We start from the raw sequence: 22,608 nt of genomic DNA, 5'->3' as shown, positions 1-22,608 counted from the left end.
AAAAAATCTGTTAGCTGCGTCTCTGCCGTGTTGTTTTTGTTATGTCAGAGTCGGTACGTCTTATTTTTATTGGTTTGCTGCTTTTTATTCTTGTTATGCCATAGAGATAGCAGAAGCCGTGCCAACTTTTAAAAACCCTTATAAATCAATTGCTTGAGTTTTTTGAAGGATTTTTCCTTCAGGGCAAACCAGACAATTTGTTTCCGTGTTACTCGTCTATGCCCACGTTTCGGACACAGCGGTAACACCTTCGCCCTCACTGTGCGCTGCGAGCCTTGGCGACACGCGAACCGCTCGGACGACCGAGCACCGCGCTGATCTGCTGACCCGCCGCAATCAAGGCATCCAGGTCGATACCGGTCTTGATGCCCAGACCATTGAGCAGGTACACCACGTCTTCGGTGGCGACGTTACCGCTCGCGCCTTTGGCGTACGGGCAGCCGCCGAGGCCGGCGATAGAGCTGTCGAACACCGCGATGCCTTCCAACAGGCTGGCGTAGATGTTGGCCATCGCCTGGCCGTAGGTGTCGTGGAAATGGCCGGCGAGTTTTTCCCGTGGCACTTGCGCCGACACCACTTCGAACAACCGCCGCGTGGCGCCTGCGGTGCCGGTGCCGATGGTGTCGCCGAGGGACACTTCGTAGCAGCCCATCGCGTACAACTCGCGGGCGACCATCGCCACTTGTTCCGGCGCGACTTGGCCTTCATACGGGCAGCCGAGCACGCAGGACACGTAACCGCGCACGGTAACGCCGTGCTGTTTCGCGGCTTCCATGATCGGCGCGAAGCGCGCCAGGCTTTCGCTGATCGAGCAATTGATGTTGCGCTGCGAGAACGCCTCGGACGCAGCGGCGAACACCGCGACTTCTTTCACGCCGGCAGCGAGCGCGTCTTCAAAGCCGCGCAGGTTCGGCGCCAGTGCGCCATAGGTCACGCCGGGCTTGCGCTGGATCTGCGCGAACACCTCGGCGGAGCCGGCCATCTGCGGCACCCATTTCGGTGAGACAAAACTGCCGACTTCGATATAACCCAAACCGGCGGCGCTCAGAGCGTCGACCAGTTGCACCTTGTCAGCGACGCTGATCGGTTGGGCTTCGTTCTGCAGGCCATCGCGCGGGCCGACTTCGATCAGGCGTACTTGGGAGGGGAGGGACATGGGTTGACCTGCTCATTTTCGGAATTACATGAGGTCCCTGGGGGAGCGGGCTTGCTCGCGAATGCGGTGTATCAGATACAAAATTTGTCGCCTGACACTCCGCCTTCGCGAGCAAGCCCGCTCCCACAGGGAATGAGTTGTGGCTGATTACTGCGCTACTTGCTGGCTCTTGAGTGTCTGCTCCAACGCCTGCACACAGCGCTCTTCAGCGGTATCGAGTTCCAGTTTCATCTGTTCGATGTCGAGCAACTGCTGCTCGAGCTGTTCGCGGCGTTCGCTGATTTTCGCCAGCATGCTGTTGAGCTGTTTGGTGTTACCGCTGGACGGGTCGTAGAGTTCGATCAGTTCGCGGCACTCGGCCAGCGAGAAACCGATGCGCTTGCCGCGCAGGATCAGTTTCAGGCTGACCTTGTCGCGTGGCGAGTAGATGCGTTCCTGGCCTCGGCGCTCGGGGCTGAGCAGGCCTTGTTCTTCATAAAAGCGGATCGCCCGGGTGGTGATGTCCAGCTCGCGGGCGAGGTCGGAAATGCTGTAGGTCTGGCTGCTCATGAAAGCGCTCGGAAAAAGGTCTTGGCGCTAAGCTAATGGCGAGTTGACGTTTACGTCAAGGTTCAAGATGTGTGCTGTGAGGGATGGCCCCTTCGCGAGCAAGCCCGCTCCCACATTTGATCGCGTTCCATCTGGTGGAACGCGGTCGTATGTGGGAGCGAGCCTGCTCGCGAAGAACGATAACGCGGTTGCCAGCCTTACACCTTATCCAGCTTCTTCTCCTGCGCCGTCACCTGCTGGCACAACTCGATCATCTGCTCGCGCATCCAGCGGTTCGCCGGGTCCTGATCGGTGCTCTCGTGCCAGTACAGGTGGGTCTCCACCGGGGGCACGTCGTTGACCGGCAGATTGAATGCATGCAAGTCATTACGCCGGGCGAAACGCTCGGGCACGGTCATCACCATGTCGGTCTGCTGCATCACCTGCGACGCCATCAGGTAATGCTGCGAGCGCAGGGCGATCTTGCGCTGAATGCCCATTTTGCCCAGCGCCAGATCGACATAACCCAGACCGCTGCGGCGGCTGGAGATGTGAATGTGAGTCAGCGACAGGTAATCATCGAGGCTGAGTTTTTCCTTGCCCGCCAGCGGATGGCCCTTGCGCATCGCACAGACGTAACGGTCTTCCATCAGCTTGACGTGGCGCACCTGCGGGTCGGTGTTGAGCGGTGCATCCACGGCGAAATCCAGGCGTCCGGCGGCCAGTTCCTTGGTGGTCTCGCGGCGTTTGGACAGAAAGCTCTCGATGATCACCGTCGGCGCCAGACGCCGCAAACGCTGGAACAGCGGCGGCAGAATCACTGCTTCAGTGAGGTCGGTCATGCTGATGCGATAAGTCTTCACCGCCTGCGCCGGGTTGAAAATCCGGCTCTCCTGCACCGACACCCGCAGCAACGACAGCGCGTTGCGCACCGGACCGATGATGTTCTGCGCCATCGGCGTCGGCACCATGCCTTGGGCGGTGCGCACGAACAGCGGATCGTTGAAGGTCTCGCGCAACCGCGCCAACGCGTTGGACACCGCCGGCTGGGTGATCCCGACAATCTGCCCGGCGCGGGTGAGGTTGGCTTCGGTGTAAATCGCGTCGAAGACGATGAAAAGGTTGAGGTCGACCTTACTCAGATTCATAACGCGGCTTCTCTTGTTCTAGGGGCTGACGATCAGCGGATCATATATCGGTGATGAATGTTTATACACGCCGAGAATAGGCTAGGTAGATTATCAACGCTGTTCTAGCATCGATTGCATGATCTGAACAACCTCTGCCCATAGAAGGTAATTGCTCATGGATTTCGCTTATTCGCCCAAGGTGCAAGAACTGCGTGAGCGCGTGACCGCGTTCATGGACACTTACGTTTACCCGGCCGAAGCCGTGTTCGAACGCCAGGTTGCCGAGGGTGATCGCTGGCAGCCGACCGCGATCATGGAAGAGCTCAAGGCCAAGGCCAAGGCCGAAGGTTTGTGGAATCTGTTCCTGCCTGAGTCGGAACTCGGCGCCGGGCTGACCAACCTCGAATACGCACCGCTGGCGGAAATCATGGGCCGGTCGTTGCTCGGGCCGGAGCCTTTCAACTGCTCGGCGCCGGACACCGGCAACATGGAAGTGCTGGTGCGCTACGCCAATGAAGAACAGAAACAGCGCTGGCTCGAACCGCTGCTGCGCGGCGAGATCCGCTCGGCGTTCGCCATGACCGAGCCTGACGTGGCCTCGTCCGACGCCACCAACATGGCCGCCCGCGCCGTGCGCGATGGCGACGAGTGGGTGATCAACGGCAAGAAGTGGTGGACCTCCGGCGCCTGCGATCCGCGCTGCAAGATTCTGATCTTCATGGGCCTGAGCAACCCTGACGCACCGCGCCACGCGCAGCACTCGATGATCCTCGTGCCGGTCGACACCCCCGGGGTGAAAATCGTCCGTCCGCTGCCAGTCTTCGGTTACGACGATGCACCGCACGGACACGCCGAAGTGCTGTTCGACAACGTGCGGGTGCCGTACGAAAACGTTCTGCTCGGTGAAGGGCGCGGCTTTGAAATTGCTCAGGGTCGCCTTGGCCCGGGGCGGATTCACCACTGCATGCGGTCGATCGGCATGGCTGAACGCGCACTGGAATTGATGTGCAAGCGTTCGGTGAGCCGCACCGCGTTCGGCAAACCGCTGGCACGTCTGGGCGGTAACGTCGACAAGATCGCCGACTCGCGGATGGAAATCGACATGGCGCGCCTGCTGACCCTGAAAGCGGCGTACATGATGGACACCGTCGGTAACAAAGTGGCGAAGAGCGAGATCGCACAGATCAAGGTCGTCGCGCCGAACGTGGCCCTGCGGGTGATTGACCGGGCGATCCAGATTCACGGCGGAGCCGGAGTCTCGAATGATTTCCCGCTGGCCTACATGTACGCCATGCAGCGCACCCTGCGCCTGGCCGACGGCCCGGACGAAGTGCACCGCGCGGCGATCGGCAAGTTCGAGATCGGCAAGTACGTGCCGAAAGAGATGCTGCGTAGCGGTCATTAAGACCGCGTCGCCGGCTTCGCGAGCAAGCCCGCTCCCACATTCGACCGCATTCCGACTGGAAGAATGCGATCAAAAGTGGGAGCGGGCTTGCTCGCGAAGGGGCCCATGCATCCAGCACACCTGCATCAGATTCAGTACACCCAAACCTCAACCCGCCGATTCTTGATCCTGCCTTCATCCGCGCTGTTCGTCGCCACCGGCATCTGCGCGCCAAATCCGCGTACCTCGCGCAGCACCACGCCGTTTTTCACCAGTTCGCGACGCACCGCCATCGCCCGCAGCTTCGACAGCAGATCGGCCCGTGCCGGGTCGTCTTTCTCGTCACCAAACCCCACCAGCGTCACCGCGCGCTCGGTCTTGTCGTGGCGCTTTATATAGTCGAGCACCCGCGCCAGATCCTGCCGTGCCTTGTTGTCCAGATTCGCGCTGCCTTCCTCAAAGCGGAAGTTCACCGTCAGACGCTGGGCGTGACGGCTGAGGGATTGATAACCCTCGGGCATCAGCGCATTCGGCGTGACGGTCATGGCACGCACGGTCTGGCTGATGAAACCATTGGCCGCGACGATCTTCTGGCCCTGTGGGCTTTGCGCAAAGGCCACCAGTGCTGACGCCCAGGGATTCTGGTTGCTGGGCGGTAGATAAAAGAACAAGCGGCGGGACAGCGGATAGTCTTCCGTCGCGATCAGACTATTGAGCGGCAACATCGATTGCGATGCGCCATCGGCGATTGCCACGGCTTTGGCCTGGCGCACATAAGGCAGACCGATAAAACCGATACCTTGCGGATCGCTGCTCACCGCATCGGACAATTGCTCGCTGGATTCGAAGCGTTTCGCAGTGGAACTCAGACTTTTCCCACGACGGCCCAGCACCAGTTCCTTGAACGTGTCGTAAGTGCCCGACTGATCATCCCGCGCATACAAATGAATCGCACCTCCGCGACCGCCGAGGTCTTCCCAGGTTTTCACCTCGCCGGCGAATATCCGCGCCAGTTGCTCGGTGTCCAGTTGCTGCAGCGGGTTGGCGGGATTGAGAATGATCGCCAGGCCATCGATGGCGATCACCTGTTCGGCGGCGGGACTTTTCAGGTCGCCGAGAAATTGCAGGCCCAGCAGTTCGCTGTCCTTGATTGGACGGGAGGAGGCGGCAAGGTCGGCGCTGGCGGTTTTCAGTGCAGTGAAGCCGGTGCTGGAACCGTGGGCGGCGACTTCCACTACCACCCGTTTGCCCTCGGTTGTCTGGCCGACGATGTGTTGTTCGTTGGCGGTATCGGGGTTTTCGCGGTGGATTTTCAGCAGACCCTGGTCCTGCAGAAAACCTTCGACCAGCGCCGGGCCGAGATCGGCGCCGATGGTGTTGGAACCCTGAATACGTAGCGCTGGGCCGTTTTCAGGGATGGGCAGGGCGGCGGCACTGACCGTCAGCCATGCACTCGACAGAAAAGCGAACAGAACACGCAGGGTCATGCCGGCACCGAATCAGGCCAAGGGGATTGCCGGGGAGATTAAGTCAGGTGCATGACCGAAACATGACAGGGATCCAATGTAGGAGTGAGCCTGCTCGCGATGGCGGAGTATCAGCCAACAAACATATCGACTGATCCACCGTCATCGCGAGCAGGCTCACTCCTACAAGGATCCCTTAAAGCTTGAGATCAGGCCAATTCCAGCCAGATCGGCGCATGATCCGACGGTTTTTCCATCCCGCGCAGTTCATAGTCCACGCCCGCATCCTTGACCCGTGGCAGCAAGCCATGGGACGCGAGGATCACGTCGATTCGCAGGCCACGCTTGGGCTCATCTTCAAACCCACGGCTGCGGTAATCGAACCAGCTGAACATGTCAGTCACGTCCGGGTTCAGGTGGCGGAAGCTGTCGGTCAGGCCCCAGTTTTTCAGGCGGGCCATCCACTCGCGCTCTTCCGGGAGGAAGCTGCATTTCCCGGTTTTCAGCCAGCGCTTCATGTTGTCCGGGCCGATGCCGATGTCGCAGTCTTCCGGGGAAATGTTCACATCACCCATCACCACCAGCGGCTGCTCGTTGTGAAACTGGCTTTCCAGCAGGGTTTGCAGGTCGCTGTAAAAGCGTTGCTTGGCCGGGAATTTGGTCGGGTGGTCGCGGCTTTCGCCTTGCGGGAAGTAGCCGTTCATGATGGTCACCGGCACGCCATTGGCGTCGGCGAAGGTGCCCCAGATAAAGCGGCGCTGCGCGTCTTCTTCATCGGTGGCGAAACCTTTGTGAATGGCAATCGGCTCTCTGCGCGAAAGCAGGGCGACGCCGTAATGGCCTTTCTGGCCGTGGAAATAAACGTGATAGCCCAGCGCCCGCACTTCTTCCAGCGGGAACTGGTCGTCGTGGACCTTGGTTTCCTGCAGGCCGATCACGTCCGGCTGATGCTTTTCGATCAGCGCTGCCAACTGATGCGGACGGGCGCGCAGTCCGTTGATGTTGAAGGAAACAATCTTCATGGTCGGCAGTCCTGGCAAAAGGGCGATGCTAGCTGACATGTGGGATGGGGGCCAGTGTGGGGTGGGAGAAATCATTTTTGTCTGTGGGATGTGGGTTGCCCGGGCGGGCCTCTTCGCGAGCAAGCTCGCTCCCACAGGGGTATGCATTCCAAATGTGGGAGCGAGCTTGCTCGCGAAGAGGCCCGCCCAGTCGATGAAGCTCACGGCTTGGTCTATACCTGTGGGGAACTGCGCCACCCGCAAAAGGTTCGTACCAACAAGAGCGCAGTCATTTGAGCCGCGCCCCGGGGGAGAATCACCGTCATGCCTGAAACCCAGACCGCCATCGCCGACATCCACATGCTCGACCGCGGTTACTCGCGCGAAGCCCGATCGCTGCTGTATCAGGCCTATCGCCACGAGCCGACTTTCGGCTATCTGTTCGAAGCCGAACGGCCGGGCTACGAGCAACGCGTGCGGGCCACGGTGCGTGAGTTGGTCAAACAGCATTTTCTACAGGATCTGCCGGCCATCGGCCTGCTGGTCAACGACCGTTTGATCGGCATCGCCCTGATCGCGCCGCCGCAGCGTCGTCTTGGGATTACCGAGAGTTGGGCGTGGCGCTTGCGCATGGTGCTCAGCACCGGATTTCGCTGCACCCGGCGCTATCTGGAATATCACGATGCGGTGGCCGCCTGCGTACCCAGCGATTCGGTGCACATGCTGCCGCTGCTGGGGATTCATCCGCAGTTTCAGGGTAAACACTTCGGCGAGCAGTTGCTGACGGCGGTGCACAACTGGTGCGCGGTGGATGAAACCTCGCAAGGCGTGGTGCTCGACACCGGCAACCCGCGCTATCTGGAATTCTACAAACGTCAGGGTTATGAGGAGATTGGCGAAGTGGCCGTCGGCCCGGTGCGCGAGCACGTGTTTTTCCACGCCAATCCGCAGGTGTTACAAACTGCAATGGCTTAGCGGTAGAACTTTTTCGGAAATTTCCTGTTCTATCACGCTCCCAAGCCCGTGATAGCATCCGCGCCTATGAAGTTTCCAGGAAGATTTACCAGTGGCGTGCTCATGCTGTTAACCAGCTGCGCGGCGCTGGCGCAAAGTGAATTGGACGTGCGGATCAAACCGTCCAACGACGAACTCAAGGCCAATATAGAAGGCTATATCGGCAGCCTCGGCGACCGTGACGAACAAGCCTTGCTGCGCTTCAGTCGCGGGGCCGAGGAGCAGGCGCGCAAAGCCGCGCAGGCCTTGGGTTATTACCAGCCGCAGATCGACAGTGACGTCAAGGGCGGTGAAAAACCGCGTCTGGTGCTGAACATCGATCCCGGTGAGCCGATTCGCCTGCGCAACGTCACCGTGCGCGTCGACGGGCCTGCCGCCTCCCTCAAATCCTTTCGTGTGCCAAGCAGCGACACGCTCAAGTCCGGCGCGGTGCTCAACCACGGGCGTTATGAAGACGCCAAACGCCTGATCCAGAACCAGGCCTCGCGCTTCGGTTTCTTCAGTGGCCATTTCACCAGTCAGAAACTCCTGGTCGACCCGCGAGCCGGGGTGGCCGACGTCGAATTGATCTACGAAAGCGGCCCGCGTTACGCGCTGGGCAAAGTCCATTTTGAAGGCGACACACCCTTCGACGAAGACCTGCTGCAACGCATGGTGCCGTTCAAGGCCGGCGACCCGTATGACTCCGAGCTGATCGCCGAACTCAATCGCGACCTGCAATCGAGCGGCTATTTCGAAGGTGTGCGCGTCGATGCTGCGCCGACGGCGGCGAAAAACGACGTGATCCCGGTCGACGTCAAACTCGACACGCGCAAGCCACGCACCATGGGCCTGGGCCTCGGTTACTCCACTGACGTCGGCCCGCGGATCAAGGCCAACTGGACCCGCCACTGGGTCAACCCGCAGGGCGACAGCTATGGCTGGGAAGCCGAGTTGTCGGCGCCACGGCAGAACGTCGGGCTGTTCTATGACATCCCGCTCGATCCACCGCTGACCGACAAACTGCGCTGGGCCGGTGGTTATCAATATGAAGACATCGACGGCTCGGACACCCTGAGCAAGCTGCTGACCTTCGGTCCCGAATGGCACAGCAAGTTGCCCAGCGGCTGGCAGCGGGTCATCTCGCTGAAATGGCAGCGTGAGGAATATCAGCTCGGTGACGACTCCGGTCTCAGTACCTTGTTGATGCCCGGTATCAGTTATTCGTACCTGAAAAGCGACAACCGCATCGACCCGCACAACGGCTATCGCCTGACCTTTGAAAGCAAAGTGGCGAAGGAAGGTCTCGGCTCTGACAACAATCTGCTGTATGGCACGGCGTTGATCAAAGGCCTGACCACCGTGTTCGACAACCACCGCTTCCTCGGCCGGGTGCAGGTCGGCGGCAGCGCCACCAACGGTTATAACTCGGTGCCACCGTCGCTGCGCTTCTTCGCCGGTGGCGACCAAAGCGTGCGCGGTTACGACTATCAAAGCCTGTCCCCGAAAAACTCTGAAGGCGACCGCATCGGTGGACGCTACATGGTCGCCGGCAGCGTCGAATATCAATATTCGATCGCCGAAAAATGGCGGGTCGCGACCTTCGTCGACCAAGGCAACTCCTTCAACAAACTCGAACTGCCGAACCTCAAGACCGGGGTCGGTATCGGTGTGCGCTGGGTCTCGCCGGTGGGGCCGATCCGCCTCGACCTGGCCCACGCGCTGGACGACGACGGCGGCATCCGGCTGCACTTTTCCATGGGGCCTGAGCTGTGAAGCGTGGTTTGAAAATTACCGCTCTGGCGCTGTTGGCGCTGGTGTTATTGATCGTACTGAGCATCAGCGCGGTACTCGGAACGCAGGCCGGCAGCCGTTGGGCGCTGGGCCTGGTGCCGGGTCTGAGCGTGGAAAATTTCCAGGGCCGTCTCGGCGGACAATGGAGCGCCGAACACCTGCTGTGGCAGCAGGGCAGCAGCCGGGTCGAGCTGAACCAGCCGATCTTCGCCTGGTCGCCGCTGTGCCTGACCCGCATGACGCTGTGCATCGAACAGCTCAAGGCTGATCAGGTGATCCTGCAATTTCCGCCGAGTGAAGAAACCAGCGAGAGCGGCCCGATCAAACTGCCGGATCTGCAATTGCCGGTGGCCATCGAGCTGGGTGACGTGCAGGTCGGCAGCCTGCTGTTCAACGGCAGCGAGCAGCTCAAGGGCCTGCAACTGGCGGCGCACTGGACCGCCCAAGGTATGCAGATCGATAGCGTGAAACTGCAGCGCGACGATCTGAGCCTGAACCTCTCCGGCCTGCTGCAACCGACCGGCAACTGGCCGCTGAACATCACCGGTGACCTGACCCTGCCGTCTCCGGGCGCAGGCCCATGGACACTGGCGTTGAAAGTCGACGGCGATCTGCTGAAAACCCTCAACCTGCATGCCGACAGCCGTGGCTACCTCGACGGCCAGTTGAGCGGCGAGCTGCAGCCGCTGGCAGAAAACCTCCCGGCCAAGGTGCGCATCACCTCCGAGGCATTCAAACCGAGCGCCGATCTGCCGGACACTCTGCAATTCAATCAACTGGTTTTGACCGGGGAAGGTGACCTGAAAAACGGTTACCAATTGCTCGGCAACGCCACGCTGCCCGCCGAAAAAGGTCCCGTAGCGTTGCTGCTCAAAGGCAAGGTCGATGCCAGCGGCGCGCAGATCGCCGGCCTCGACCTCAGTGCCAACGACAAGCAAAGCCTCAAACTCACCGGCAGCGTTGACTGGAGCAAGGGCCTCAGCGCTCAGGCCAACATCAACTGGCAGGATTTTCCGTGGCACCGGTTGTATCCCGAGATTGACGAGCCGCAAGTCGGCTTGCGCACCTTCACTGGCGAAGTCTCCTACACCGATGGCCAATACCTCGGTAACTTCGCCGCCGACCTCGATGGCCCGGCGGGGGCGTTCAGCCTGAGCAGTCCGTTCAGTGGCAGCCTGAAACAGATCGCGTTGCCGCAACTGAAAATGCAGGCCGGTCAGGGCAAGGCTGAAGGGCATGTGAACGTGCAATTCGCCGACGGCATCGCCTGGGACACGGCGCTGGATTTTTCGGCGCTGAACCCGGCGTACTGGGTCGCGGAGTTGCCGGGCACCCTGGCCGGGCCGCTGCGCAGCAAAGGCGAAATGAGGAACGAGCGCCTGAGCCTTACCGCCGACCTCGACCTCAAGGGCAAACTGCGCGGACAACCGGCGGTGCTGCAAGCCAAGGCTGACGGCGTCGGCGAACAGTGGAATCTCAACGCCCTGCAAATCCGCCTCGGCGACAACAGCATCAGCGGCAAGGGCAGCCTGCAACAGAAACTTACTGGCCAGATCGACATCAAGCTGACGCGTCTGGCCCAGCTCTGGCCGCAGCTGCGCGGACAGATCAACGGTCAGGTCAATGTCGCCGGCACGCTCCAGGCGCCGCAAGGCAAGCTCGACCTGCAAGGTTCGCAACTGGCGTTCCAGGACAATCGTCTGCAAAGCCTCAACCTCGACGCCACGCTCGACAGTGCGCAACGGGCGAAGATCGACTTGAAGGGCAGCGGCATTCAGGCCGGCGATACCAACCTCGGCGTGTTGACCGCCAGCGCTCAGGGCGATATCAAGCGCCAGACACTCAACCTCGACCTGCTTGGGCCGAAGCTCAAACTGGCCCTCGGTCTGGACGGCAATCTGGACAACGGCAACTGGCGCGGTCGTTTGGCCAGCGGCGATATTCAGGCCGGCGGCCAGGACTGGAAACTGCAGAACCCGGCCAAACTGGAGCGTCTGGCTGACGGCAAGGTCAACTTCGGCGCGCATTGCTGGATGTCTGGCAATGCCAGCCTGTGCGGTGAAGACCAGCGGCTGCTGCCCGAGCCGAAACTGCGTTACCACCTCAAGCAGTTCCCGATCGAAAGCCTCGCACAATGGTTGCCGAAAGACTTTGCCTGGCAGGGCAAGCTCAACGCCGATCTGCAACTGGACTTGCCGGCCAGCGGCCCGAACGGCGTGGTCAGCGTCGACGCCAGCGGCGGCACCTTGCGCATGAAGGAAAAGGATCAGTGGCTGGACTTCCCGTACCAGACCCTGAAGCTCACCAGCAAACTCACACCGAAGCGCATCGACACCGATCTCAATTTCGTCGGCGGCAAGCTCGGTGAATTGATGGTGCAGGCGCAGCTCAATCCGCTGCCGAAAAACAAGCCGTTGAACGGCTCGTTCCGGCTCTCCGGCCTGGACCTGTCGGTGGCGCGGCCGTTTGTACCGATGGTCGAGAAACTCACCGGGCGCCTGAACGGCAGCGGCACGATTTCCGGCGGGCTGCTGGCGCCGCTGGTCAACGGCACGGTGAAACTCAGCGACGGCGAAGTCTCCGGCGCCGAGCTGCCGATGGAACTCAAAGACCTGCAACTGCAAGCAGTGATTGCCGGCGAGTCCGTGCGTCTGGACGGCGGCTGGAAAAGTGGCAAGACCGGGCAGGGCAGTCTGAACGGTAATGTCGCCTGGGGTCAGGCGCTGATGGTCGATGTGGCGCTCAAGGGCACGCAATTGCCGGTCACCGTCGAGCCGTATGCCAAGCTGGAAGTGGCGCCGGATCTGAAAATCTCCATGGCCGGCGACGAGCTGAAGATTGCCGGCAAAGTGCTGGTACCCAGAGGCGAAATCACCGTCCGCGAACTGCCGCCCTCCACGGTTAAAGTCTCCGATGACACGATCATCGTTGGTGCGCAGACCGAGGAGGGTAAACCGCCGATGGCCATGAAGATGGACATTGATGTGGTGGTCGGTGACGACAAACTCAGCTTCGCCGGATTCGGCCTGACCGCCAACCTGCAAGGTCATGTGCACATCGGCGACAACATGGACACCCGTGGCGAGCTGTGGCTCAACGACGGCAAATACCGCGCCTACGGCCAGCGCCTGACGGTTCGGCGTGCACGGCTGTTGTTCGCTGGTCCCATCGACCAGCCGTATCTGGACATCGAAGCGATCCGCCAGACCGACGACGTGATCGCCGGTATTCGTCTGAGCGGCAGCGCCGAGCAGCCGACCACGCAAATCTTCTCCGAGCCGGCCATGAGCCAGGAGCAGGCGCTGTCGTATCTGGTGCTCGGTCGTCCGTTGAGCAGCAACGGCGAGGACAACAACATGCTTGCCCAGGCAGCACTTGGCCTCGGCTTGATGGGCAGTTCCGGGGTTACCAGCAGTCTGGCCAAAGACCTGGGGATTCAGGACTTCCAACTCGACACCCAAGGCAGCGGCAACACCACCAGCGTGGTCGCCAGCGGCAATATCTCCGAGAAACTCAGCCTGCGTTATGGCGTCGGTGTGTTCGAACCGGCCAACACCATTGCGCTGCGTTACAAGCTGAGCAAGAAGGTTTATCTCGAAGCCGCCAGCGGTGTCGCCAGTTCGCTGGATATCTTCTATAAGCGCGATTTCTAGATTGCACCTGTTTATTCGAATCGAGGCGCGGCCTGCGCGAGCAGGCTCGCTCCCACATTCGATCTGTGCCAGGCATGGATTTGTCTTCGCTCGATATCCCCTGTGGGAGCGAGCCTGCTCGCGAAGGCGTCTTCTCATTCATCGATGATGCTGAGGCTGACGAACGCTTCGCGAGCAGGCTCGCTCCTGATTTGAACTGTTGGGATTACTGGGGCGGGCGGCACACCAGCGCCACCCGCTCATAGTTCAGCGCCTTGTTGCGTTCCGGCAACGCATAAGGCGCTTCGCACTGCTGCCCCTGCCAATTGATGGTCAGGGTGCCGGTGTCGGCCTCCATGAGCGCCAGTGCCTTGCCGCCAGGGTCGGAGATCGCCAGTTGCTTGCCAGCGCTGTCCTCCAGCGATGCGCCAAACGGGATCGGTTTGTGCTGCGCGTCGAACAAGGCGAACTGCACGCGGCGTCCGGTCTTGCTGGCGTAACGCGCCAGTACCACGGCACCGCGGCGTGGCACCACTTGTCGGGTCGCATTGTCGATCTCGACGTCGCCGCCCAGATCGCGAGTGTCTAGGTTGATCCAGTTCACGCGATAGGGCTGGGCGTTGGGCACCACGGCGAAACCGTTGCTGCCGGTCTTGGCCCCGGAGAAACTGCCGATTTTTACCCCTTGCACACCTTCGACCTGCGCCAGCGCGAACGTCTCGCCAACGGTTTGCCCCAGGTTGATCCCGCCGGCATGGCCGACGATCGAACCTGCCAGGTTCAGGTTCTGCGAGTTGTAACCGCGGCCCTGACTGTAGCCGGCACTGATATCCATCACCGAGGTGCGGGTGCTCAGGTTGACCGAGCCGGAGCTGCCGCCGGTGCTGCTGTTGCCGGCTTGTACCGAGTAATAGGTGTCGCTGTCTTCTGACAGATAGCCGTTGATACCCATTTGCGTGGTGTCGCTGGATTTCTGCGTGCTGGCCGAGACAAACGCCCGCGGTGCACGAGGTTTGGAACCCAGTGGGAACGACACCGACAGGTTGACCAGCGTGTCATTGTTCGCCGTCCCGTAATTGCCGACATCCTTGGTATACGTCGCGCCGAGGTTGTAACTCACATCCCCCCAATAGTTGCTGTAACCGGCAGACAGGCTTTGCGAACCGCCGCGTCCCCAATAACGCTGGTCGCTGGCGTTCACGTAGACGCTGCCATATTCCTGGTTGCGCCCCAGGCTCTGGTTGACGGTCAGGTCGGTACGGGTTTTCGAGTTGCCGGTACGTTGCTGACCATCGCGGCTCAACTCCTCGACGTGCTCGGTAAGGGTGCGATAGCCCTCGGTCGAGTAGCGGTAGGCCGCCAATGTGAAGTTGGTGTCGGTGCCGGTGAACGTCTTCGCATACAAAGCGCGCAAGCTGTTGCCGGTGACCGTTTCGCCGAAGGTGTTACTCATGGAGTGGGTCAAGTCCAGTGAGATCGCACCGATGGCGGTATTGCGACCCGCTCCGACGGACAACGCCTTGAAGTCGTCCGTGGCTTGCATGCCGATGATCCCGGACAAGTTGCTGCTGATGCCACACGCCAGTGTGCTGCTGAAAAACTGCGGGGTCTTTTGATCCTCGCTGTTGCTGTTGTACTGGCCGGCCGAGACGCTGTACTTCAACTGGCCCTGACGCACCATGATCGGCAGGCTGGAAAACGCTTGCACGGTCACCCGGCGCCGACCATCGGCTTCGATAATCGTCACTTCCAGGTCGCCGTTGGAGCCGCTGGGATAGATATCACTGATCTCGAACGGACCCGGTGGCACGTTGGCCGAGTAGAGAATGTAGTTGTTCTGGCGAATCTCCACGGTGGCGCTGGACTGCGCAATGCCGCGAATGACCGGCGCATAACCGCGCTCGCTGTCGGCACGCATGCCGTCGTCGGACGCCAGTTTCAGGCCGCGGTAGCGCACGCTGTCAAACAGGTCGGCATCGGAGAAAATATCCCCGGCGCTGAACTGGCCTTTCAGGGTGGTCACGTCATGTTGCAGGTAACTGCGGTTGCTTTTGAACGTGCTGGGGCGACCAGTGCTGCTGCTGAAGTTCGACTCGTTGCGCAAGCGCCAGGAACCAAGGTTGATGCCGTTGCGCAGGCCGACGTTGTTGGACAGGGTGTTGTCAGCCTGAGTGCTGTTGCGGCTGCTGCTCAACTGATAATTGATGAACGCGGCGGGTACGCCTTCGTCCCACAGCGCCGGGTCGACGTAACCCCGTCGGCCACGCTCCATGGCGCTTTGCGGGACACTGACCAGCAGGCGCAGGCGCGGCACGTCGTAACGCACGCTGGCGTGATCGATCAGGGCGGGCAAGTTGATGCAGGCGTCTGGGTCATCACCGGCCAGTTTGCCGCTGGCTTGCAGTTTGCCGATGTCGACCCCCAGTTGCTGCACCATCTCCAGGGTCAGACAGGCCTCGACCTTGCCCGTACCGGGGTGGCGCCGGAAGTCGATATCGCGCCGGCCGACCAGCGTCTCGTTGCCGTAGAGGTCGACCCGGTAATTGCCGGGCAGCACGCGACTGCTGGCGAGCAGTGATCGCAGGTCGACAGAGGAGGGGGCGCCTTGCAGAAACGATGTATTGAATTGTTCTTCATCATCGGCCAGGCAGGTGCAACTGAACACCAGGGCAATCGAAAATGGTGCCAATCCGTCGCGCTTGAGTAAAAACATGCAGGAACCCTATATCACCTCCGATACGAACTAACGGAGCGAAGAGAAATACAGTGAAAGTGCTGCTGTAACAGCGGCACGAAAGTTATGGCGCTTCTTTATTCAAGCTGGCTCGAGTGTCGGCACTGCTGGAAAGTTGCGCGCTATAACGATCTTGTGCGCCGTAGTCATTAATGCTGTTGAATAACAGGCGCACTGTATTGGCGTTGTGAAGTTGTTTGAGACTGAACTCTTTTTGTTCGCCGGGCGCGATCATCATCGAATCAAAGGGATGTTCGTTGATTGCGCCGGATTGCAGAGTGATATCGGCAATCGACACGTGATACTGGCCTGGATTGTTCACCACCAACAAGTTCTTGCCGGCGCGTTGGGTCAGGCGCCAGGTCAGTTCGCTCGGTGCCAGATAGGCGTTGTTTTTCAATGCCGGCGGGCGGAAGAACACCTTGATGCGCTGGCGCACGGCCAACTGCAAAGTGTTGGCGGATTTCGCCGACTGGGGGATTTCCTGCACGTTGAGCCAGACCACCGACTCGCGGTCGGTCGGCATGCCCGCGCCTTCGTAGATCACCCGCAAGATCTGCTGTTCGTCGCCGCTGACGCGTACCAGTGGCGGGGTGACGGCAAACGGTACGGCGGCGGTTTCGCTGGAATCGGTGTCGATCCATGACTGAATCAATACATCTGCACCGCTGTTACGCACGGTGATTCCGGCTTCCTTGTGCTGGCCGTCGAAGACCAGACGGGTGCTGCTCAAGGAAATGCCGGCCATGGCCTGATTGGCCACGAGCAGGCCCAAAAGGCCCAAAAGGCCCGCGCAAAAGGACAATGAGTGACGATAAAACATAAGGTTCTTCACGGATTACCGGGAAAGACGCTCTTGATCTTCATGAAAAAGAATTCGCTATCCCGGTAACCGTACGCCATCCGCTTGATGACCTTTATTCGATTGTTTATTCCTTCCAACTGACCGGTGTGCATCGGCCAGCGAACCCGGCTCACGATGCCCCGCCAGTAACCCTTTAGCCGTGTGGCGAACTGGATCAGAGCTGGAATTTCGCTTTCATGCGCATGGCGCAGCCATTGCTTCCAGGCCGCTCGCCAACCCCAGGCAGTACTCGGAGTCCAGAGTGTTTTGAGTTCAGCCTTCATCAAATAGACCGTCATCAACGCTTGGTTGGCCGCCAGCAGATCCTCCAGGCGGACCTGTTGTTCCGGCGTTTTCAAGTTCTGCGGATTGCGCAGCAACAGCCATCGCGCCTGCTTGATAACCTTGCGGGCCGGCTTGTCGTGACGCAACCGGTTAGCCTCGTCGACGCGAACCCGATCAATCACCTCTCGGCCATATTTGGCCACCACATGGAAGAGGTCGTAGACCACTCGCGCGTTGGGACAGTGCTGACGAACCTCCAGGTCAAAAGCGGTGTTCATGTCCATCGCCACCGCTTCGATGCGAGCGCAACCCTCTGGCCCCAATTCTTCGAAGAAAGGCCTGACCGCTGCTCGGCTGCGGCCTTCACCGATCCACAGCACGCGGCGTGTATCCGCATCCAGCACCACGCTGGCGTAACGATGACCTTTGAACAGGGCGAATTCGTCCATCACCAGACGTCGCGGTTGCGCCTTTGGCAAAACGCTCAACGCCGCTTGCAAGGCTCGACGCTCCAGCAACCGAACGGTGTCCCAATGCAACCCGAACAGTTGAGCCACATGCAGTGTGGGGAGGCGTTCGCAGGCCTGAATGACCGCCTCGGCCAAACGCCGCGTCATGCGGGCATAGCGGTCCAGCCAACTGACGGCCTCCATACGTTTACCACAGTCACGACAGACAACACGCCTGAGCAACACGCTGAGGCGCACCGCACGGCCGAGAATCGGTAAATCGCGGACGGTTCGCTCGCAATACTCATGCGTGGTTGAACAGGTTTTTTGGCAGCCGCTACAGGAAGGGAATCGGGTGGCGTGGGGAATCAGGTCGATCTGAAGCGCGTCGCCATCAGGCTTGATCGTGACAACAGAAAAGCCCTCCCAAAAAGGAAGGAAAGTATTAATATCGCGCATAAGAACGCCGGTTTGTTAGATGTGTTTGCTCGCACGAACATCATCAATCAAATCGGCGTTCTTGTTTCTGTGTTTCCCGGGATTCCGTGAAGAACCAAACATAAGGGGTACCGCGCAGTTGAATGAGGGTGCAGGGCCGGACGGCCCCGCACCAGGCTTGATTGCTCGCGCGGGTTATTCGTATTGCAGCGTGAACGGCAGGGTGGCGTCACCACGACCGGCAACGGCGGTTGCCACGTCGCCAGTGGTGACATAGGCGGCCGAGAATTTCAGCGTGGCGTTGCTGTCTTGCAGGGTGTTTTCGATCTTCGCGGTGGACGGCGAACTCAGGTCGATCAACGCGCCGTTGGAGTCGAGCAAGGCGATACCGATGTTCTTCGCAGCGCCCAGACCGTCGATCAGCTTCAGCACTTTGGTCCCGGCAACGATGCCCGAACCTGCGCCCTTGGTCGGTTCGAAGATCATCGCAACCTTGGTCCCGGCGTTGCAGTTGATCTTCATGTCGAAGTTCTCGACGCTCAAAGTGCCGTTGCCTTTAGGTGCAGTGGCGGTGCCCATGTCCTTGATCGATACTTCGCCCATGTCGACAGAAATGGTTTTGTTCTTGCCGGCGCCTTCAACCGAGCAGGCATCGTTGTTGATGGTGCCGGTGAAGTTGATGGTGCCGCTGCCAGCCTTGGTCGGGGTTGGGGCAGGTGGATCTTCTGCCAGAGCGTTGCCGGCAGCGGCGATGATCGAAAGGGCGAGAAGTGCGCGAGTCAGCTTTTTCATGTTGTTTCCAATGGTTGGGATTAAAACAACAACACGATATAACGCGCACTTTTGCCGGGACATCAGACGATTCCTAGAAGTCGTCTTTAACTGGGGTGTGATTACCAGTTAGTTGAACAAGTCGCGCTCTATGCAATAAGTCAGCAAGTCCTGATCACTGCTGACTTCAAGTTTGCGCATGGCCGATATCTTTTGAGTGCTGATGGTCTTGGCACTTCTGTTCAAACTTCGGGCAATCTCGCTGACGCCCATTCCCGAAACGAACAAACGCAATATTTCATGTTCCTTGGGTGACAAGCGGGTAAAGCGCTCGTCGAGGTCAGCATTGTCGACGAGCACCGAAGTCGGCGGCGGCCCGTTGCTGCGCACCGGATTACCCCGGGCGATGGCCTTGAGCGCCGTTTCGATTTCGATGTGCAACTGGTTTTTCTGAATGATCGCCAGCACCCCGAGTTCTTGCAGGCGCGTCAGGATCAGCGGGTTGGAAATCATCGTCAGCACCAGCACGCGGACGCAGGGAAAGTGCCGCGTCAGGTACTCCACCAGTTTCAGACCATCGCCGTAGGTCGAGTCGCCGGGCATGTTGAAATCGGTGATGACCAGATCCACCTGGCGGGTTTCCAGCAGGTTGATCAGTTCGCTGGAGCAAACGGCTTCGCCCACCACGCGAAAGCGTTGGTCACGCTCAACCAGCTCACGTACCCCCACCAGAACGATGGGATGGTCATCGGCAATGACAACGTTGAGGGTTTCCATGGGTGATTATCCAGAGTGAGATTATTCAAGGGTATCCAATAGATCGTTCAATTGAGCCAGATTCCGGCGGACTTCCAGGTCCAGGGCGCTGGTCACGGCCATGCCGTGCAAACGGCACTCCAGCTCGACAAAGGTTGTGGCCATGGCTTCGATCTGCACTGCACCCAAAGCGCCGGCCATGCTGTGCAGTTGCTGCGCCACGCGATGGGCGTCGGCGCTGTCCAGTGCTGTCAGGGTGGTGTGGATGTCCTGACGCAGGGTGGTGACAAACAGTTCGCGCATTTTCGGCGACAGCTGGATCGGCGCAACGACTGCCGCCGGCAAGGCGATTTTGCAGTGTTTTTCCAGATGCGTGCGCAAGGTGGCCAGGTTCAGCGGCTTGACCATCCAGGCGTTCATGCCGACAGCGGCGCAGCGCTGGCCTTCTTCGCGCAGGGCGTTGGCGGTGACGCCGATAATCGGCAGGGCCTGATCCAGTTGGCGCAACGCCGTGGCCAATTGGTAGCCGTTCATGACCGGCATGTTGACGTCGGTCAGCAGCAGATCAAAGCGCCCCGGTACCCATTGCGCCAGTGCCTGTTCGCCATTCGTCGCGACGACCACCGAGCAGCCCAGCACCTCCAGTTGCTCCTTGATGATGGCCGAGTTGATCACGTTGTCTTCCGCTACCAGCACATGCAGCTTCAATGGCCGGGGCTTGTCCGCCGCCGCAGGCCGACTTTCGCTGCTGGCGCCGTGTTGCGCCCGATAAATCGCCCAGGCGATCGCGCGCACATCATGGGCGTCGACTTCATGATCGATCCCGCGTAACTGCGCCGGATTGGGGCCGTCCGCTGTGGCGATGATTCTCGGCCCGGGCCACGCGCTGATGTTGGCCAAAGGTGCAAGCTCGACCAGCAGCGCTGATGTCGCAGGGGTGTCGGCCGTCAGCGTAAGGCAGTCGAGGCCAAAACGGTTGAGCCAGGCGATCAGGTGTTGTGCCTGCTCAGTGACCTGTGCCCGCACGCAGACTGCGGGGGAACCGAGGCTGAATGCAGGGCAATCGGCAAGCTCGCCGGGCGCGTGTTCCAGCGCAAGTTGCAGGGTGAAACTGCTGCCGAGTCCGGGTTCGCTGACCACGTTCAACTGGCCTGCCATCAGCTCGCACAGCCATTTGCAAATGGCCAGACCCAGTCCGGCACCGGCCTGCTCGGTGGCGTCGTTGACCTGATAGAAGGGGTCGAACAGCTGCTGTTGTTGCGCTTGGGAAATCCCCACCCCGGAATCGCTGATCTGCCATTGCACGTTGGCTCGGCGATCGACGCTTTCCAGCAGCCGCACCCGCAGCACTACGCGCCCGTTATCAGTGAACTTGATGGCGTTGCTCAGCAGGTTGTTGAGGATCTGGCGAATCCGTATCGGGTCGCCGCGCAACCGATCCGGCAGCGTCGCGTCGATGCAGGCATACAGTTGCAGGCCTTTGGAACGGGCGAAGGCGCTGTAGGTGCGTACGGTGTCTTCGGTCAGTTCCAGTGGGCAGAAATCCTGAAGTTCGAGGGTCATCTGTCCGGTTTCGATTTTCGACACATCCAGCACATCGCTGATCAGTTGGAACAAGGTGGCCGAGGAACGCTGGATGGTCTGCAGGTAATTCTGCTGCCGCGGGGCGAGCGCGGTCAGACCCAGCAGTTCCAGAGTGCCGAGTACGCCATACAGTGGCGTGCGGATTTCATGGCTCATGGTGGCGAGAAAGCGACTCTTGGCCCGATTCGCCGAGTCGGCGGCCTGACGCGCCTCTTCCAGTGCTGCCGCATCTTCAACATGCCGGGTCACGTCGTGCAGCGCACACAACCAGGCGTCTTGACCCTGATAGCGGGTGGGCACGAAGGCAACGTGCAGGTAGCGTCCGTTGAGTTCAAGGTCAGCGTGGCCGGGGGCGGTGCGCGAGGAGAGCAAGCTCATCAACTGGCCGTTGTCATGCCACTGCTGCGCGCGCTGATTTTCCAGCAGCACATGGTGATCGCTGCGGCGAATCACGCACAGGCCGGTTGGTGCTGTGTCGATCACCGCGCGGCTGAACGCCTCGCTTTCGGCGATGCTGGCGTGCGCACTTTGCGCGGGCAGGATGACCCGGGTCTGGTACCAGCGATTGACCGCTCTACTGCAACCAAGCACCGCCAACACCAGCGCCAGCAGACACAGCAACGGCCACAGCGCGTAATCAAGGAAGCTGCGCACACTGATGAAGTAGATTGCCGTCCAGTGTTGTTCGCCGGGGCTGCTCAGTTTAAACACCAGTCCGTCACGCTTGAAGTTCACCCCTTCATCCAGCACCTCGCCGGGTTTCAGGGCGCCGGTCAAGACCACACCACGCGGGGTGATCAAGGTGAAGTCGTCGTAGATCGACCACTGCATCAGCCGCTCGATGTTATTGACCTGAGACAGGTTCATCAGCGAACCCAGTACCACCCAGGTATCGGCACCTTCGACGGTCAGCGCAGTGCTGGCCAGGTTGATACTCACGTAGGCCAGCAGGGTTGGCGTGCTCTTGTCATCCTCGGCAGAGACATAGGGTTCCCAGTGCACCTGAAGATCGGGCAGCGGCGAATTTTGCCCGCGCAGGCGCTGGTTCACCTGGGTCATTACGTCGACCAAATGACCGATCTGCGTCTGTCCCTTACCGCGCAAGCGCCCGGCAGAGGGTACGGCGACATCAAAATTATCGGGACCATTGATCAGCACGACGTGGGGCGACTGATAGTGCGACGCTGACCAGAACGCGCTGTAGTAAGCGGCCAGGTGGGTGCCGAGTGCGAAGATTTTCGGGTATTGGCTGGGCGCGATCCTGTCCGGATTGATCTTCAGGCTGTAGGGCAGCGAAAACGGCAGGCCACGGCCCTCATAGATGCCCGGCCCTTCATCGGGCAAGGGCTTTTGGGAGTAGGGCGGCAATACGGCATTGGTGAGCCGCTCGCCCTTGGCACTTTCCCGGGCGATATCCTGCAGGAACAGTTCCTGTTCGCGGACATTCTCCATCAGTCGGGCAAAGTGAAACTGCACGGTATCGTGTCGCTCTTCGACCATGCGCTTGACCCCCACGTAGCTGATACCCAGTAACAGCAACACCAAGGCGCCGAGCACCAGCAGGCTTTTATTCAGGCGCGATGAACTGCTGGCGAGCTTCTCCAGGAATGCATTGGGATGTGGCATCAGTGGGCCCGGGCAGCAGAGATGAGAGAGCCTTTGA

General features: G+C 60.2%; 15 protein-coding genes. 4 read left to right on the top strand and 11 right to left on the bottom strand.

The features are described from left to right. Window positions 1-256: 256 nt before the first annotated feature. The 3 genes from JFU48_RS26330 to JFU48_RS26320 form a co-directional block, all read right to left on the bottom strand. A complete protein-coding gene (locus tag JFU48_RS26330) occupies window positions 257-1,156 on the bottom strand; it encodes a hydroxymethylglutaryl-CoA lyase (protein WP_003223706.1) in 900 nt (299 codons plus the stop codon). A 147-nt stretch (window positions 1,157-1,303) separates the two neighbouring features. After that, on the bottom strand, window positions 1,304-1,705 hold the full coding sequence (locus JFU48_RS26325) for a MerR family transcriptional regulator (protein WP_007951507.1): 402 nt from the start codon (window positions 1,703-1,705) through the stop codon (window positions 1,304-1,306). Window positions 1,706-1,902: 197 nt separating this feature from the next. Beyond that, window positions 1,903-2,832: a LysR family transcriptional regulator gene (locus tag JFU48_RS26320; protein ID WP_201138155.1), complete on the bottom strand. Its 930-nt coding sequence runs from the start codon at window positions 2,830-2,832 to the stop codon at window positions 1,903-1,905. A gap of 157 nt (window positions 2,833-2,989) precedes the next feature. Here JFU48_RS26320 and JFU48_RS26315 point away from each other — a divergent pair, with 157 nt between their 5' ends. Continuing rightward, window positions 2,990-4,219: an acyl-CoA dehydrogenase gene (locus JFU48_RS26315; RefSeq protein ID WP_003223710.1), complete on the top strand. Its 1,230-nt coding sequence runs from the start codon at window positions 2,990-2,992 to the stop codon at window positions 4,217-4,219. A 131-nt stretch (window positions 4,220-4,350) separates the two neighbouring features. Here the strand turns inward: JFU48_RS26315 and JFU48_RS26310 are convergent, their stop codons facing one another. Both JFU48_RS26310 and xthA read right to left on the bottom strand, forming a co-directional pair. Beyond that, window positions 4,351-5,685: a substrate-binding domain-containing protein gene (locus JFU48_RS26310; RefSeq protein WP_003223713.1), complete on the bottom strand. Its 1,335-nt coding sequence runs from the start codon at window positions 5,683-5,685 to the stop codon at window positions 4,351-4,353. A 188-nt stretch (window positions 5,686-5,873) separates the two neighbouring features. Next, the gene (xthA, locus tag JFU48_RS26305; RefSeq protein ID WP_201138154.1) at window positions 5,874-6,686 is read right to left on the bottom strand and encodes an exodeoxyribonuclease III; all 813 of its coding nucleotides are present in this window, start codon (window positions 6,684-6,686) and stop codon (window positions 5,874-5,876) included. Between the two features lie 303 nt (window positions 6,687-6,989). Between xthA and JFU48_RS26300 the strand changes: the two genes are divergently transcribed. The 3 genes from JFU48_RS26300 to JFU48_RS26290 all read left to right on the top strand — a co-directional run bounded on the left by JFU48_RS26300 (window position 6,990) and on the right by JFU48_RS26290 (window position 13,105). Further along, window positions 6,990-7,640, top strand: a complete 651-nt coding sequence (locus JFU48_RS26300) for a GNAT family N-acetyltransferase (RefSeq protein ID WP_103485356.1) — start codon at window positions 6,990-6,992, stop codon at window positions 7,638-7,640. Between the two features lie 66 nt (window positions 7,641-7,706). Further along, window positions 7,707-9,434 carry an autotransporter assembly complex protein TamA gene (locus tag JFU48_RS26295; protein ID WP_103485355.1) on the top strand — a complete coding sequence of 576 codons (1,728 nt, stop codon included), beginning with the start codon at window positions 7,707-7,709 and terminating at the stop codon, window positions 9,432-9,434. After that, window positions 9,431-13,105, top strand: coding sequence for a translocation/assembly module TamB domain-containing protein (locus JFU48_RS26290; RefSeq protein ID WP_201138153.1), 3,675 nt, complete (start codon window positions 9,431-9,433; stop codon window positions 13,103-13,105). The genes JFU48_RS26295 and JFU48_RS26290 overlap by 4 nt, the downstream gene beginning before the upstream one ends. Before the next feature lie 205 nt (window positions 13,106-13,310). Here JFU48_RS26290 and JFU48_RS26285 read toward each other — a convergent pair whose 3' ends face one another. The 6 genes from JFU48_RS26285 to JFU48_RS26260 all read right to left on the bottom strand — a co-directional run bounded on the left by JFU48_RS26285 (window position 13,311) and on the right by JFU48_RS26260 (window position 22,571). Further along, window positions 13,311-15,797: a fimbria/pilus outer membrane usher protein gene (locus tag JFU48_RS26285; protein ID WP_201138152.1), complete on the bottom strand. Its 2,487-nt coding sequence runs from the start codon at window positions 15,795-15,797 to the stop codon at window positions 13,311-13,313. An 85-nt stretch (window positions 15,798-15,882) separates the two neighbouring features. Continuing rightward, the gene (locus JFU48_RS26280) at window positions 15,883-16,641 is read right to left on the bottom strand and encodes a fimbrial biogenesis chaperone (protein WP_201138151.1); all 759 of its coding nucleotides are present in this window, start codon (window positions 16,639-16,641) and stop codon (window positions 15,883-15,885) included. An 8-nt stretch (window positions 16,642-16,649) separates the two neighbouring features. Beyond that, window positions 16,650-17,855 (bottom strand): ISL3 family transposase, encoded by a 1,206-nt coding sequence (locus JFU48_RS26275; RefSeq protein WP_201135813.1) that lies wholly within the window; start codon window positions 17,853-17,855, stop codon window positions 16,650-16,652. A 174-nt stretch (window positions 17,856-18,029) separates the two neighbouring features. Beyond that, complete coding sequence (locus JFU48_RS26270) at window positions 18,030-18,626, bottom strand: fimbrial protein (protein WP_003223724.1); 597 nt, start codon at window positions 18,624-18,626, stop codon at window positions 18,030-18,032. 108 nt (window positions 18,627-18,734) lie between these two features. Beyond that, window positions 18,735-19,382: a response regulator gene (locus JFU48_RS26265; RefSeq protein WP_003223726.1), complete on the bottom strand. Its 648-nt coding sequence runs from the start codon at window positions 19,380-19,382 to the stop codon at window positions 18,735-18,737. A 21-nt stretch (window positions 19,383-19,403) separates the two neighbouring features. Beyond that, entirely contained in the window at window positions 19,404-22,571 is a 3,168-nt protein-coding gene (locus tag JFU48_RS26260) for a hybrid sensor histidine kinase/response regulator (RefSeq protein ID WP_201138150.1), read from the bottom strand. Window positions 22,572-22,608 lie beyond the last annotated feature (37 nt).

The sequence above is a fragment of the Pseudomonas sp. TH49 genome, assembly GCF_016650625.1.
Lineage (GTDB): Bacteria > Pseudomonadota > Gammaproteobacteria > Pseudomonadales > Pseudomonadaceae > Aquipseudomonas > Aquipseudomonas fluorescens_H.
The sequence above is the reverse complement of the archived record's forward strand: the minus strand, read 5'-3'. Positions and strand labels throughout refer to the sequence as shown.

What these genes read in the sequence shown, in the direction of transcription:
- JFU48_RS26330 (WP_003223706.1), bottom strand. Translation starts at nt 1,156, where the DNA reads ATGTCCCTCCCCTCCCAAGTACGCCTGATCGAAGTCGGCCCGCGCGAT.
- JFU48_RS26325 (WP_007951507.1), bottom strand. Translation starts at nt 1,705, where the DNA reads ATGAGCAGCCAGACCTACAGCATTTCCGACCTCGCCCGCGAGCTGGAC.
- JFU48_RS26320 (WP_201138155.1), bottom strand. Translation starts at nt 2,832, where the DNA reads ATGAATCTGAGTAAGGTCGACCTCAACCTTTTCATCGTCTTCGACGCG.
- JFU48_RS26315 (WP_003223710.1), top strand. Translation starts at nt 2,990, where the DNA reads ATGGATTTCGCTTATTCGCCCAAGGTGCAAGAACTGCGTGAGCGCGTG.
- JFU48_RS26310 (WP_003223713.1), bottom strand. Translation starts at nt 5,685, where the DNA reads ATGACCCTGCGTGTTCTGTTCGCTTTTCTGTCGAGTGCATGGCTGACG.
- xthA (WP_201138154.1), bottom strand. Translation starts at nt 6,686, where the DNA reads ATGAAGATTGTTTCCTTCAACATCAACGGACTGCGCGCCCGTCCGCAT.
- JFU48_RS26300 (WP_103485356.1), top strand. Translation starts at nt 6,990, where the DNA reads ATGCCTGAAACCCAGACCGCCATCGCCGACATCCACATGCTCGACCGC.
- JFU48_RS26295 (WP_103485355.1), top strand. Translation starts at nt 7,707, where the DNA reads ATGAAGTTTCCAGGAAGATTTACCAGTGGCGTGCTCATGCTGTTAACC.
- JFU48_RS26285 (WP_201138152.1), bottom strand. Translation starts at nt 15,797, where the DNA reads ATGTTTTTACTCAAGCGCGACGGATTGGCACCATTTTCGATTGCCCTG.
- JFU48_RS26280 (WP_201138151.1), bottom strand. Translation starts at nt 16,641, where the DNA reads ATGTTTTATCGTCACTCATTGTCCTTTTGCGCGGGCCTTTTGGGCCTT.
- JFU48_RS26275 (WP_201135813.1), bottom strand. Translation starts at nt 17,855, where the DNA reads ATGCGCGATATTAATACTTTCCTTCCTTTTTGGGAGGGCTTTTCTGTT.
- JFU48_RS26270 (WP_003223724.1), bottom strand. Translation starts at nt 18,626, where the DNA reads ATGAAAAAGCTGACTCGCGCACTTCTCGCCCTTTCGATCATCGCCGCT.
- JFU48_RS26265 (WP_003223726.1), bottom strand. Translation starts at nt 19,382, where the DNA reads ATGGAAACCCTCAACGTTGTCATTGCCGATGACCATCCCATCGTTCTG.
- JFU48_RS26260 (WP_201138150.1), bottom strand. Translation starts at nt 22,571, where the DNA reads ATGCCACATCCCAATGCATTCCTGGAGAAGCTCGCCAGCAGTTCATCG.